The sequence below is a fragment of the Klebsiella sp. 7-CIP_Kleb. genome (assembly GCF_050378655.1).
Classification (GTDB): Bacteria; Pseudomonadota; Gammaproteobacteria; order Enterobacterales; family Enterobacteriaceae; genus Klebsiella; species Klebsiella quasipneumoniae.
Window position 1 is genome coordinate 291,154 of sequence record NZ_JBNRLJ010000004.1, and the last position, 12,205, is coordinate 303,358.

Here is a 12,205-nt window from a genome sequence, read left to right on the forward strand (position 1 = left end):
TCGGCGCCCTGTGCTGTTTTTTGCGGCCCAGCGCACACTCCCGCTTAAGCGAACTTTGCTGCGGTCAACTCCATCGTCATTTCATACTGCTGCAGCGATAGCGGTGAATATCCCGCCGCGGCAAACAGCGGCGTAAAGGTTTCCGGGACCGTCACCGAAGTGCCGATACCCGGGAACTGCTGCGCCAGCGCCATCAGCAGCGCCCGTGCCAGCCCCTGGCGACGGGCGGCGGGTTCAACCCATAAAAACTGCAGTACAGGCCGTGAACCCGAGGTGCCCAGTACCGCGAAGGCGCGCTGTTCCAGCGTCACGACGCGGCATGGCAGGGTGGCGAAGGTAAGCGGATCCATCAGCCAGGGGAGCTGACTGTTACTCTCCTCAACGGCGCGTCTAAGCAGCGCCAGGGTGGGATAAGGCTGTAACACGCCTGGCGCCGCAGCCTGAGGCTCTGCGCTCAGGTAGCCGCAGAGCCCATGGCGCCGCGTAAAGCCTAACGACTGATACAGCGCGACGGCCACATGGTTATCGCGGATCACCTCCAGGGAAACCGCCTCGATCCCCTGCTGCTGCAGAAGCATCAGCAGCTCCTGCATCAATTTCCGTGCAAGACCTTTGCCGCGCCAGGCCGGACGCAGGGCAAAGGCCGCCAGGCGAGCCATATTCCCCCGACGCGCGACGATCGCGATCGCCGCCGGTTCATCTCCGGCCAGCCAGACGCGGGAATCGATCAGGCTCATCCCCTCGGCGCTAAAGCGCTGAACAAATCCCTCCACCGACTGGGTCACCGGTACCAGATAGTCTGCAAAACAGGCGTTAAGAATATCCGTTAACTGCACGCTGCTGAACTGCGTGGCGGGAACGGCGGTCAGCTCCATACTTTTCTCCCGAAGGCTGCTATGCTGAGGTGATGAAAACTAACACTATAACTGCCGGCGCCGGATTACGCCTGACCGAGGAGAGTGATATCGCCCTTCTGCCGGCCATTGAACGTTCCGCCGCTCAGGCTTTTCGTCAGATCCCCGCTCTCGCCTGGCTGGCGGACAGCGAGGTGATTAGCGTTGCGCGCCATCATGATTATCTGGAAACGGAACATAGTCTGCTGGCGGTGGCCGCCGGGCAACCGGTGGGTTTTATTCTGACCGAACCGCTCGACGATGCCTTATTTATCGTCGAAGTCGCCGTCCACCAGGCCTGGCAGCATCAGGGCATCGGGCGGATGCTGCTGGAGCAGGTTATCGACGGCGCCCGGCAAATGGCTTACCCGGCGGTGACCCTCACCACCTTCCGCGACGTGCCGTGGAATGCGCCGTTTTATACCCGTCTGGGATTCGCCATGCTCGATGAGCTGACCCTGCCCGCCGGGCTGGCGGCGAAAAGAGAACAGGAGACCCGGCACGGCCTGCCGCCGGAGACGCGCTGCGCCATGCGCCTGGCGCTCTGATGTTCGGCCCCGCCGCGCTCTGCACTTTGCTACGGCCGCAAGGCGCAAATCTCATCATATAAGGCGCGGCTGATAGCCACTCCCTGCCGCTCACTCTGCTGGCGACAGGCGAACCGCCGCTCGCCCGGTAACCGTGCCCCTTGCTCCTGCATCCCGCTGAACAGGGTTTCGGCGCGCGCGAGCTGCTCTTGTGCCTGCGCGCCGAGAAAGCGCTGCGGATCCAGCGCCAGAATCAGCTCTCCGCCGTAGGGTAAACCGCCCGCGCCGTTATCCCACGCCAGCGATTCGGCGCTGGTCATATCGCCGATAAGCGGTCCGGCCAGCAGCTCAACCATTGCCGCCAGCGCCGAGCCCTTATGGCCGCCGAAGGTTAACATCGCGCCGTTCAGCACCTCTGTGGCATCGGTGGTCGGCTGCCCCTGGCTGTCGATTCCCCACCCTTCCGGTAGCGCTTTGCCGGCGCGCTGATGCAACTGGATCTCGCCGCGCGCCGCGGCGCTGGTCGCCATATCAACAATAAACGGCGGCTTGTCCCGCCGCGGCCAGCCAAAGGCGATAGGGTTGGTGCCGAACAGCGGACGGGTGCCGCCCGCCGGGGCGACCCAGGCGTGGCTTGGCGTACAGGCTAGCCCCACCAGCCCTGCCTCGGTCAACGGCTCAATATCGGCAAACAGCGCGGAAAAATGGACGCAGCGGTTAATCGCCAGCGCCGCAATGCCGCTGTGCCGCGCTTTCTCCAGCAGCAGCGGCAACGCGCGCTCGTAGGCCAGCAGCGAAAAGGCGCCCCCTGCATCCGCCCGCACAATCGCCGGCGCCTGGTCGTGGATCTGCGGCTCGGCATCAGGCGATACCTTACCTTTACGTAAGGTATCGACAATGCCCAACAGCCGCCACAGGCCGTGGGAAGCGCAGCCGTCGCGCTCCCCGGCAGCCACGTTACGGGCGATGGCCGCCGCGTGGTCGGCGCTGAATCCATTGGCGCTGAGCACCGCCAGCGCCAGGTCATAAGCTTCTGGTAACGATAGAGTTACCGACTCCATACTGTTCTCCTTTACTCTTCTTCGTCTCCGCTAAAATTAGCCTGCGGCAGACAGCTGCGCGCGCCCCAGTAATAAATCCCCAGCGACATTGCCGCCACCAGCACCGTATCCCAGGGGTGACCAATCACATTAAGCCCGCCGAAGCTGCCCAGCCAGGAAAAGAGGATAATCAACGCATAAAAAGCGATCAGCCACAGCGAAGACTTCACCTGCTGCGCCAGGCTCACGGTATGTTCCGGCACCTTGCCTTTGCACATCACGTACACCACAAACATCACGATCTGCAGCCCCAGCAGCCACGAGAGCGTATTCCAGCCGGACCAGTAGACGATCAGCGCCGAGACCATAAACGACACTGGGCCGATGATGGCGAAGGCGCGCACGCGGAACGGCCTCGGCAGATCCGGGGCGTTGCGGCGCAGCCCGGCGGCAGTAACCGGGGCGATGGCGTAGCTCAGCACCAGGGCAGCCGACACCACGCTAATTAACTGTTCCCATGAGGGGAATGGCAGCGTCCAGAAAATCGACAGCCCGAAGGTCAGCCACAGCGCCGGGCGCGGAATACCGGACGCTTTATCGATATGGGTAAAGGCTTTAAAAAAGGTGCCCGCCTTCGCCCAGCCGTAGATCACCCGCGGCGTCGCGTTCATGTAGATATTGCCGGTGCCGCTCGGGGAGATGATCGCATCGCTAATGACCATAAAGGCCAGCCAGCCCATGCCGAGGGTAATGGCGATATCGCGATACGGCAGCGAGAACTGTTTGCTCACCTCGGCCCAACCGCCGGCCAGCATCTCGGTGGGGATACTGCCAAGGAACGCCAGCTGCAGCAGCACGTAGATAATCGTTGACAGCACCACTGATAAAATCAACGCAATAGGGATAGTCCGCTGCGGCTTTTGCACTTCGCTGGCCACCGAGATAATCGGCGTCAGTCCCAGATAGGCGAAGATAATTCCTCCGGCGCTGATCGCCGCTTCCACCCCGGACATACCGAACGGCGCAATGCCCTGCGCGTGCAGGTTCTCCGGTTTAAAGAAGGCGAACAGCGTCACCACCACCAGCAGCGGCACCAGAAACTTGAGCACGCTGATGAAGTTGTTCGAGCGGGCGAAGGTCTTGACGCTGTAGTAATTCAGCGCAAAGAAGAAACAGAGCAGCAGGAACTGCACTACCCACCCCAGCAGCGTCGGCGAGCTGGAGCCCGGCTGGGTCAGCACCGGAAACCAGGCCGCGGCGTATTGCCGGGCGGCGACGATTTCTATCGAGATCAGGCTGGAGAAGGCAATCAGGGTGATGAACCCCAGCAGATAGCCCATCAGCTCGCCGTGGGAAAAGACCGGGTAGCGGATAATGCCGCCGGCGCGCGGCAGCGCCGCCCCCAGCTCACAGTAGACAATCCCCAGCAGCAGTACCGCAAAGCCGCCGATCACCCACGACGCGATCCCGGCCGGACCGGCAATGGATGCGACGTGGCTGGCGGCGAATAACCATCCCGAGCCGAAAATCGCGCCCAGGCCGATAAAGGTGAGGTCGGTCAGGGTCAGCTGTTTTTTAAACTTACCCGACTCAGCAACGCGGGTTTGACTGTTATGCGTAGTGTGAATGGTCATGGTGATGCCCTTGCGTCAATAAGAGGAGGAAATCGCTTCCCGGGTCCACTGGCCGTTGACCAGGCGCTGCAGGCTCAAAGGGTTCGCATCCTGCAGCGCCGGCGGTAACAGGGCGGCCGGCGCATTCTGCAGGCAGACCGGGCGCAGAAAACGCTCAATCGCCCGGCTGCCGACCGACGTCCCGCGCGCATCGGTCGTCGCCGGCCACGGGCCGCCGTGGACCATCGCATCGCACACTTCCACGCCGGTGGGATAACCGTTAAACAGCACCCGTCCGGCCTTCTCGCACAGCAGCGGTAGCAGGTTGGCCGCCAGCGGGCCGTCGTCCGCTTCCGCATGCAGCGTCGCGGTGAGCTGTCCCTGCAGCACTTTCACCACCGCCTGTAGCTGGACCGCGTCGTCCACTTCCACCAGCAACGATAGCGGGCCGAAAACTTCGGTCTGCAGCAGCGTATCCTGCGCCAGCAGATCCTCGACCTGAGCCTGCCACAGCTGGGTCTGCGCCTGCCCGGCGCCGGCGGCGAGGCCGCTCGCCAGCCTCTCGATACGCGGGTGCGCCGCCAGGGCCGCCACGCCCTGGCGGTAGTGCTGGAGGGTCGGCGCATTGAGCAACACCTGCGGCGCAGAGCCCGCTACCGCCGCGCACAGCGCCGACTTAAAGCGTTCCAGCCCGGCGCCGCGCAGCGCCAGAATCAGCCCCGGACGGGTACAGAACTGGCCGCCGCCGAGGGTGAATGACGCCACCAGCTCGTTCGCCAGCGCCTCGGCCCGCGTCTGCAGCGCCTGCGGTAGAATAATCAGCGGGTTAATCGCCGACATTTCAGCAAACAGCGGGATTGGCTGCGAACGCTGCTGCGCCATTTGATACAGCGCCTTACCGCCGGCCAGTGAGCCGGTAAAGCCAACGGCCTGAATCGCCGGATGGCGGACTAATTCGGCGCCGATATCAGTCCCGAAAATCATATTGAAGACGCCGCCGGGTAACCCGCATCGCGCGACCGCCCGGACGATCGCTTCAGCGGTCAGCTCGGCGGTGGCCATATGGCCCGGATGGGCCTTCACCACCACCGGGCAGCCCGCCGCCAGCGCCGAGGCGGTATCGCCGCCAGCGGTGGAAAAGGCCAACGGAAAGTTGCTGGCGCCAAACACCGCCACCGGCCCTAACGCCTGCTGATACTGGCGCAGGTCCGGGCGCGGCAGCGGTTGACGGTCGGCTAAGGCGGTATCAATACGGGCGGCGAAGGTATCCCCGCGCTGGATCACGCCAGCAAACATCCGCAGCTGGCCGCTGGTGCGCGCCCGCTCGCCCTGCAGCCGCGCCAGCGGCAGCGCGGTCTCCTGTTCGGCGAGTGCAAAAAACGCTTCCCCCAGCGCGTCCAGCTCATCGGCAATGGCGCAGAGAAAGCGCGCCCGCTGCTGCGGCGTGGTTTGTGAATAAACGGCAAACGCCTGCTGTGCCGCCTCCGCGGCCTGGGCGGCTTCCTCGCGTGAAGCCGGATAAAAGCGATGGCCGGTGGCTTCCCCATCCACCGCCCGCAGGCTCAATAGCGTCGCCTCGCCGCTGGCAACGCGGCGGCCGGCAATAAACTGCCGTCCCGCCATGGTCTGAGATGCATTCATACTGACTCCTGGGTTCAGAGGCCGACGTCCGGCAGGGCTGGACGAGTCGCCAGCGCCTGTTCCACGATCGCCACCACCTGCTGGCGCGTTTCCCCTTCCAGCGCCAGACGCGGCGGACGGGTCACGGCGCTGCCGCGTCCGAGTAGCTCTTCGCACAGCTTGATGCACTGCACCAGATCCGGACGCGCATCGAGATGCAGCAGCGGCATGAACCAGCGGTACAGCGCCATTGCCTCTTCGTAACGCTGTTGGCGGGCGAGACGGAATAACGTTTCCCCTTCGCGCGGGAAGGCGTTGGACATTCCGGAGATCCACCCTTCCGCGCCGACGGCGATACTTTCCACCACCACGTCATCCAGCCCGGCAAACAGCACGAAGCGATCGCCAACGGTGTTACGCAGGTCGATAAAGCGGCGGGTATCGCCGGAGGAGTCTTTAAAGCAGACGATGTTGTCGCAATCGGTCAGGGTGGCGAGAATGTCCGGCGTCACGTCGTTTTTGTATATCGGCGGGTTGTTGTAGACCATGATCGGCAGGTCGGTGGCGGTGGCCACGCTGCGGAAGTGGGCGGCGGTTTCATGCGGTTTTGAGGAGTAGACCAGCGCCGGCATCACCATGATCCCGTCGACGCCGACGCGCTCCGCCTCTTTCGCCATCTTCTGGGCGAAGGCGGTGGTGAACTCGGCCACCCCGGCGATCACCGGAATTTTGCCGCCGGCGGCATCCTTCGCCACTTCGATAATCTGCAATTTTTCATCGGTGCTCAGGGAGGTGTTCTCCCCGACGCTGCCGCACACCACCAGCCCGGAAACGCCATCTTTGACCAGGTTTTTCATCACCGCGTGGGTGGCGTCTAAATCGAGGGAGTAATAGCTACGAAACTGCGTGCTAACCGCCGGGAATACGCCGCTCCAGTGAATCGCTTTATTGCTCATGCTCAGTTCCTTGTCGTCATTTTGTTAAGTCGAGGTGAATGATTGGTGAATATTCACTGACAGATTGACGCGTCGCGGAACCGGCGGCTTGTCGGTTTTCCCTTAATCCGATGACGAAATTAGCACAGTCGACAAAAGTGTGAGCCAGCCGTTATCCCTGCAGCGTCAGGCGAAAATCGCGCGGCGTCGAGCCGGTCATCGCTTTGAACTGGCGGCTGAAGGCGCTGTGATCGGTATAGCCGCACTGCAAGGCGATATCGGTAATCGGCGTATCGCCGGCCAGCAGTTCGGTGGCTTTTTCCAGACGCACTTTGTGGATCATCTGCCGCGGGGTGAGATGAAAGATCCGCTTGCAGTAGCGCTCGATCTGCGCAATCGACATCCCGCTTAGGGCGGTCAACTCTTCCATGGCGATCGGCCGGTGATAGTGGCGGCGGATATGATCGTCGACGATCGCCAGCCGCTGCCACGCCGGATGGCGGGCGTGGGCCTCCTGCAGATCGTGAGAGATCCCGGCCATGCCGATCACCTGACCGCGGACATCGCGCAGCGCCAGCTTCTGCGTCAGGCACCAGCCTCGTTCCCGGCCATTGTAGAGATGCATTTCCAGCTGGTCGCGCAGGGTCACGCCCTCCCGTAATACCCGAAGATCCTGTTCGGTGTACCCCTGCCCCAGCGTGGAAGGAAAGACGTCGGCGGAGGTTTTCCCCAGCAGCGAGGAGACGGTTTTGAAACCGCAGCGGCGGGCCAGCGTCAGGTTCGCCAGCAGATAACGCGCCTCGCGGTCTTTGATAAAAAAGACCACGTTGGGGATGGCATTGAGCAGGGGGGCGATCAGCGCCAGGGCATTGAGCAGCGCCGGCATATTCTCCGGCCGCTGGCGCGCCAGCCCTTCGCAGATCTGGCTCAGCTCATCGACCGCCAGCTCCGGTTGATTAACAGCGCGCGGCGGCGCCGCTTCAGAAACACCGATCATAGGGCTTCCTCATGGTAAGTGACCGAAGGATATTTATTCACTTCCTGTTAACACCTCAAGCGGTAACCGCCGGTTTTGCGATCCTGGATCCGCTTTACGCCTTCCCCTGGTTTATCCACTGGCGCAATCGCCACTTTCGGTTTACCACGCCATTAACCAAATGATTAATAAGAAATAACTATGCAACGTATGCACATCACCCCGGCACGATTATGCCGATTTCGTCATTATCTCTGCCGAAAGCGCTCAAGCCGCCCGCCCCGGGTTGCGCCAGCATGATGAAACATGTTGTTAACTTTCGGAGAGCAGAATGACCGCGCCACGCCCCCCTATTACGCTGAGAGCCATTGATTCACACACCGGCGGCGAACCCACCCGCCTGATCGTTGACGGCTTCCCCGACCTCGGCGGCGGCAGCATGGCGCAGCGCCGCGACCGTTTCGCCCGTGACTTCGATCGCTGGCGTCAGGCGGTGATTCTCGAACCGCGCGGCAACGATGTGCTGGTCGGCGCGCTGCTGTGCCAGCCGGTCTCGGCGGCGGCCACCGCTGGCGTCATTTTCTTCAACAACGCCGGTTTTCTGAATATGTGCGGCCACGGCACCATCGGGCTTATCGCCTCGCTGGCGTGGCTTGGCCGTATCCAGCCAGGCGTACATCTGATTGAAACCCCGGTCGGCGACGTAAGCGCCACGTTACACGACGATGGCAGCGTATCGGTGCAAAACGTCCCGGCCCGCCGCTGGAAAAAGCAGGTCCGCGTGGAGACCGCACTCGGCCCCGTCGTCGGCGATATTGCCTGGGGCGGCAACTGGTTTTTCCTGATCAACGATCACCCGTTCGCTATTAGCCCGGCGCATATCCCACAGCTCACCGACTACGCCTGGGCGGTGCGCGAGGGGCTGGAAGCCGCGGGGATCCGCGGCGACGACGGCGGCGTTATCGACCATATCGAGCTATTCGCCGATGACGATGCCGCCGACAGCCGCAGCTTCGTACTCTGTCCGGGAAAGGCCTGGGATCGTTCGCCGTGCGGCACCGGCACCAGCGCCAAGCTGGCCTGCCTGGCGCAGGATGGCAAACTGCAGCCGGGAGCGATCTGGCGCCAGGCCAGTATCATCGGCAGCCAGTTTACCGCCAGCTACCAGCGCGCCGCCGCAGGCATCATCCCCACGATCCGCGGCGAAGCCTGGGTGTGCGGCGATAATCAGTTGATCCTCAACCCGGACGATCCCTTTTGCTGGGGGATCGCCCCGTGAAGCCGTGCGATGTCATCGTGATCGGCGCCGGGATCATCGGCGCCGCTTGCGCGTGGCAGCTGGCGAAGCGGGGGCAGAGCGTGACGCTTATCGACGACGGTCAGCCCGGCGCGACAGCGGCCGGTATGGGCCATCTGGTGTGCATGGATGACGACCCCGCCGAACTGGCGCTGTCGGCGTGGTCGCTGGCGCGCTGGCGCGCCATCACGCCGCGGATGCCCGACGCTTGCGCCTGGCGCGGCTGCGGCACGCTGTGGCTGGCGGAAAGCGAAGAAGAGATGGCCGTCGCGGGCGAAAAACAGCGGCGGCTGGCAGGCTATCAGGTCCACAGCGAACTGCAGACCCCACAGCAGATCGCCGGGCGCGAGCCGCTGCTGCGCAGCGGGCTGGCCGGCGGGCTATGGGTGCCCGGCGATGGTATCGTCTACGCGCCGAACGTCGCCCGCTGGCTGGTGGCCGATGCCGGAGACCATCTCACCTGCCTGCACGACAGCGCGCAGGCGATTACCGAACCACAGGTACAGCTCGCCAGCGGCAAACGGCTACAGGCGCGGGCCATCGTGGTGGCCTGCGGCCTTGAAGCCAACGCGCTGTTAGCGGAAAACTGGCTGCGACCGAAAAAAGGCCAACTGGCGATTACCGATCGCTACGGGCCGCGGGTGCATCACCAGCTGGTTGAGCTGGGTTACGGCGCCAGCGCCCACGGCGGCGGCACCTCGGTGGCCTTTAACCTGCAGCCACGGCCCACCGGCCAGCTGCTGATTGGCTCGTCGCGCCAGTTTGATAACCGCGAGCGCCAGCTGGATCTCCCCTTGCTGGGGCAGATGCTCGATCGCGCCCGCCATTTTGTGCCGGCGCTGGCGACGCTGAATATCATCCGCTGCTGGAGCGGCCTGCGCGCCGCCTCACAGGATGGCAATCCGCTGATTGGCCCGCACCCCACGCGCCGCGGTGTATGGCTGGCGCTGGGCCATGAAGGGCTGGGCGTCACCACCGCCCCGGCGACGGCTGAGCTGCTGGCGGCGCAGATCCTCGGCGAACGCTGCCCGCTGGCGCCTGAGGCCTGGCTCCCGACCCGTCTGTATCATCAGGAGGCGATCGCATGAATAACACGCTCAATATCACCGTCGATGGCGAAGCGCTGACGGTGCCGGAAGGGATCAGCGTGGCGGCGGCGCTGGCGTTGACCGGCGATCCCACCACCCGCCAGGCGGTTAACGGCGACCCCCGCGCACCGTTTTGCGGCATGGGGATCTGCCAGGAGTGCCGGATCACCGTCGACGGCCTACGGGTGCTGGCCTGCCAGACCCTGTGCCGGGCCGGCATGCAAATAGAAAGGAGCCGCTATGCACACGCTGCGCTGTGACATTTTAATCCTCGGCGCCGGCCCCGCCGGCATGGCGGCCGCGCTCTCTGCCGCCGCCTGCAATAAGCAGGTCATTATTCTCGACGATAACCCCGCACCCGGCGGGCAAATCTGGCGCGCCGGCCCGCAGACGACGCTGCCCGCCCTGGCCCGGCGCTACCGCGACGCCATCGCCGCGTCTGCCGCCATCCGGATGGTGAACGGCGCGCGGCTGATTGCCCGCCCCTCCGCGCGCAGCGTGCTGTTTGAAACCGCCGACGGCGGGGGCGTGGTTGACTGGCAGAAACTGATCCTCTGCTGCGGTGCGCGCGAGCTGTCGCTGCCCTTTCCCGGCTGGACCTTACCCGGCGTGACCGGCGCGGGCGGCCTGCAGGCGCAGATCAAGCAGGGCCTGTCGCTGAAAGGAGAAAAGGTGGTGATTGCCGGCAGCGGCCCGCTGCTGCTGGCGGTGGCGGATACGGTGAATAAGGCCGGAGGCCAGGTAACGAATATCATTGAGCAAGCGGCGCTCCCGGCGCTGCTGCGCTTCGCCAGCGGGCTGTGGCGCTGGCCGCAGAAGCTGCGCCAGTTAGCGACGCTGGCCCCGAAAGGCTATCTTAGCGGCGCCCAGGCGATCCGCGCCCACGGCACAACGCGGCTGGAGGCCGTGACATTGCGCCAGCACGGGGTCGAGCGGACTATCGCCTGCGATCGGCTGGCCATCGGCTACGGACTGGTGCCCAATATCGAGACGGGGCTGCTGTTCGGTTGCGCCACGGCGCAGGAGGCGATCCAGGTTAACCGCTGGCAGGAGACCAGCATCGCGGATGTCTACGCCGCCGGGGAGTGCACCGGTTTCGGCGGGAGCGAGCTGGCGCTGGTGGAGGGCGAAATCGCCGGGTATGCCGCCGCCGGTGCCAGCCAGCAGGCCCAGGCGCGATTTGCCCGTCGCGCCCGCTGGCAGCGCTTCGCCGCGGCTATTAACCGCACCTTCCAGCTGGCGGAGTCGTTGAAAAACGCGGCGACGCCGGAGAGCCTGCTGTGCCGTTGCGAAGATGTGCGCTGCGGCGACGTGGCTGCCGCCGACGACTGGCTGCAGGCCAAACTGACCCAGCGCTGCGGAATGGGCGCCTGTCAAGGGCGCACCTGCGCCGCCAGCGCCCGCTGGCTGTATGGCTGGCCGCTGCCGCAGCCGAGAGAGCCGCTGTCCCCCGCCCGCGCGGAAACGCTTATTGCCCTCGCCAGGCTGAGCGCCGAGCCGTAACCGCTACTCTTCTTCATCACCGCGCCCGGCAGGGACGCCAAGCGCAATAAACTCCTCCAGCAGCGAGGTCAGTTGCTGCAGCTTTTCCGTGGTGAACTGAGCCTCCAGCAGGCGATAGGTTTCTTCCACCTCCGCCTGGGCGCTTTCGTACAGCGCGGTTCCGGCAGGCGTCAGCGAGACGTATAGCTTGCGCTGATCGTTGACCGGCTTCAGGCGCAGCACCAGTCCATCCCGCTCCATACGCGTCAAAATACCGGTCAGACTGGGGCGCAGGATACAGGCGCGAAAAGCCAGATCGTGAAAGTCCATCGACGGACGTTCGGCGAGGATCCGCACGATCCGCCACTGCTGTTCGGTGAGATTGTGTCGTTTAACGATCGGTCGAAAGTAGGCCATCGCCGCTTCACGCGCCTGCAACAAGGCAATGGTTAATGAATCATGCATAGTTTCCCCTCAACGGCCTCATCTAAAACTTATTAACAAATTAATAATTAGCGTTAATCCTGCCATGTACAACCGGTTTCTGCACCTGAAAAGTACCAGTCTTTCCCTGAAAAATATTCAACTCGTTGATTAATAATAAATAAGTTACTGATGTGTAAATATTGTGTTAATCAGATCACAAAACATTCACTTCCAGTTGCTAAACCTCAGCGCAAAGCATAAAAGATGATCATTAATATATTAACGAAATCCCTTTGAACCGAAATCAG

12 protein-coding genes and 1 pseudogene are annotated in these 12,205 nt (G+C 63.4%); 6 read left to right on the forward strand and 7 right to left on the reverse strand.

The annotated features are described in order from the left end of the window. Window positions 1–44 precede the first annotated feature (44 nt). The gene (locus tag ACQUTI_RS16865) at window positions 45–875 is read right to left on the reverse strand and encodes a GNAT family N-acetyltransferase (protein ID WP_101839060.1); all 831 of its coding nucleotides are present in this window, start codon (window positions 873–875) and stop codon (window positions 45–47) included. 32 nt (window positions 876–907) lie between these two features. Between ACQUTI_RS16865 and ACQUTI_RS16870 the strand changes: the two genes are divergently transcribed. Further along, window positions 908–1,441 carry a GNAT family N-acetyltransferase gene (locus ACQUTI_RS16870; RefSeq protein ID WP_004886433.1) on the forward strand — a complete coding sequence of 178 codons (534 nt, stop codon included), beginning with the start codon at window positions 908–910 and terminating at the stop codon, window positions 1,439–1,441. Between the two features lie 29 nt (window positions 1,442–1,470). Here the strand turns inward: ACQUTI_RS16870 and ACQUTI_RS16875 are convergent, their stop codons facing one another. The 5 genes from ACQUTI_RS16875 to ACQUTI_RS16895 form a co-directional block, all read right to left on the reverse strand. Further along, the gene (locus ACQUTI_RS16875; protein ID WP_043522318.1) at window positions 1,471–2,481 is read right to left on the reverse strand and encodes an Ldh family oxidoreductase; all 1,011 of its coding nucleotides are present in this window, start codon (window positions 2,479–2,481) and stop codon (window positions 1,471–1,473) included. An 11-nt stretch (window positions 2,482–2,492) separates the two neighbouring features. Further along, window positions 2,493–4,094, reverse strand: a complete 1,602-nt coding sequence (locus ACQUTI_RS16880; protein WP_004204200.1) for an APC family permease — start codon at window positions 4,092–4,094, stop codon at window positions 2,493–2,495. Window positions 4,095–4,109: 15 nt separating this feature from the next. After that, on the reverse strand, window positions 4,110–5,714 hold the full coding sequence (locus tag ACQUTI_RS16885; RefSeq protein WP_428923324.1) for an aldehyde dehydrogenase (NADP(+)): 1,605 nt from the start codon (window positions 5,712–5,714) through the stop codon (window positions 4,110–4,112). Window positions 5,715–5,728: 14 nt separating this feature from the next. Further along, window positions 5,729–6,649 (reverse strand): dihydrodipicolinate synthase family protein, encoded by a 921-nt coding sequence (locus tag ACQUTI_RS16890; RefSeq protein WP_428923325.1) that lies wholly within the window; start codon window positions 6,647–6,649, stop codon window positions 5,729–5,731. A 151-nt stretch (window positions 6,650–6,800) separates the two neighbouring features. Further along, window positions 6,801–7,625, reverse strand: coding sequence for an AraC family transcriptional regulator (locus ACQUTI_RS16895; RefSeq protein WP_017899117.1), 825 nt, complete (start codon window positions 7,623–7,625; stop codon window positions 6,801–6,803). A gap of 310 nt (window positions 7,626–7,935) precedes the next feature. Between ACQUTI_RS16895 and ACQUTI_RS16900 the strand changes: the two genes are divergently transcribed. The 4 genes from ACQUTI_RS16900 to ACQUTI_RS16915 are packed head-to-tail and all read left to right on the forward strand — an operon-like array spanning window position 7,936 to window position 11,492. Next, entirely contained in the window at window positions 7,936–8,883 is a 948-nt protein-coding gene (locus tag ACQUTI_RS16900; protein ID WP_069734370.1) for a 4-hydroxyproline epimerase, read from the forward strand. Next, complete coding sequence (locus ACQUTI_RS16905) at window positions 8,880–9,989, forward strand: NAD(P)/FAD-dependent oxidoreductase (protein WP_131081254.1); 1,110 nt, start codon at window positions 8,880–8,882, stop codon at window positions 9,987–9,989. The genes ACQUTI_RS16900 and ACQUTI_RS16905 overlap by 4 nt, the downstream gene beginning before the upstream one ends. Further along, window positions 9,986–10,249: a (2Fe-2S)-binding protein gene (locus tag ACQUTI_RS16910; RefSeq protein ID WP_043522328.1), complete on the forward strand. Its 264-nt coding sequence runs from the start codon at window positions 9,986–9,988 to the stop codon at window positions 10,247–10,249. Before ACQUTI_RS16905 ends, ACQUTI_RS16910 begins: the two co-directional genes overlap by 4 nt. After that, window positions 10,230–11,492, forward strand: coding sequence for an FAD-dependent oxidoreductase (locus tag ACQUTI_RS16915; RefSeq protein WP_053819357.1), 1,263 nt, complete (start codon window positions 10,230–10,232; stop codon window positions 11,490–11,492). The genes ACQUTI_RS16910 and ACQUTI_RS16915 overlap by 20 nt, the downstream gene beginning before the upstream one ends. Before the next feature lie 3 nt (window positions 11,493–11,495). Here ACQUTI_RS16915 and hpaR read toward each other — a convergent pair whose 3' ends face one another. After that, window positions 11,496–11,936, reverse strand: a complete 441-nt coding sequence (gene hpaR, locus ACQUTI_RS16920; RefSeq protein WP_002887503.1) for a homoprotocatechuate degradation operon regulator HpaR — start codon at window positions 11,934–11,936, stop codon at window positions 11,496–11,498. Window positions 11,937–12,000: 64 nt separating this feature from the next. Between hpaR and ACQUTI_RS16925 the strand changes: the two are divergent. Continuing rightward, window positions 12,001–12,165: pseudogene (locus tag ACQUTI_RS16925) on the forward strand (hypothetical protein). Window positions 12,166–12,205 lie beyond the last annotated feature (40 nt).

Excerpts from the sequence above, each read along its gene's own strand:
- ACQUTI_RS16865 (WP_101839060.1), bottom strand. The coding sequence starts at position 875 with ATGGAGCTGACCGCCGTTCCCGCCACGCAGTTCAGCAGCGTGCAGTTA.
- ACQUTI_RS16870 (WP_004886433.1), top strand. The coding sequence starts at position 908 with ATGAAAACTAACACTATAACTGCCGGCGCCGGATTACGCCTGACCGAG.
- ACQUTI_RS16875 (WP_043522318.1), bottom strand. The coding sequence starts at position 2,481 with ATGGAGTCGGTAACTCTATCGTTACCAGAAGCTTATGACCTGGCGCTG.
- ACQUTI_RS16880 (WP_004204200.1), bottom strand. The coding sequence starts at position 4,094 with ATGACCATTCACACTACGCATAACAGTCAAACCCGCGTTGCTGAGTCG.
- ACQUTI_RS16885 (WP_428923324.1), bottom strand. The coding sequence starts at position 5,714 with ATGAATGCATCTCAGACCATGGCGGGACGGCAGTTTATTGCCGGCCGC.
- ACQUTI_RS16890 (WP_428923325.1), bottom strand. The coding sequence starts at position 6,649 with ATGAGCAATAAAGCGATTCACTGGAGCGGCGTATTCCCGGCGGTTAGC.
- ACQUTI_RS16895 (WP_017899117.1), bottom strand. The coding sequence starts at position 7,625 with ATGATCGGTGTTTCTGAAGCGGCGCCGCCGCGCGCTGTTAATCAACCG.
- ACQUTI_RS16900 (WP_069734370.1), top strand. The coding sequence starts at position 7,936 with ATGACCGCGCCACGCCCCCCTATTACGCTGAGAGCCATTGATTCACAC.
- ACQUTI_RS16910 (WP_043522328.1), top strand. The coding sequence starts at position 9,986 with ATGAATAACACGCTCAATATCACCGTCGATGGCGAAGCGCTGACGGTG.
- ACQUTI_RS16915 (WP_053819357.1), top strand. The coding sequence starts at position 10,230 with ATGCACACGCTGCGCTGTGACATTTTAATCCTCGGCGCCGGCCCCGCC.
- hpaR (WP_002887503.1), bottom strand. The coding sequence starts at position 11,936 with ATGCATGATTCATTAACCATTGCCTTGTTGCAGGCGCGTGAAGCGGCG.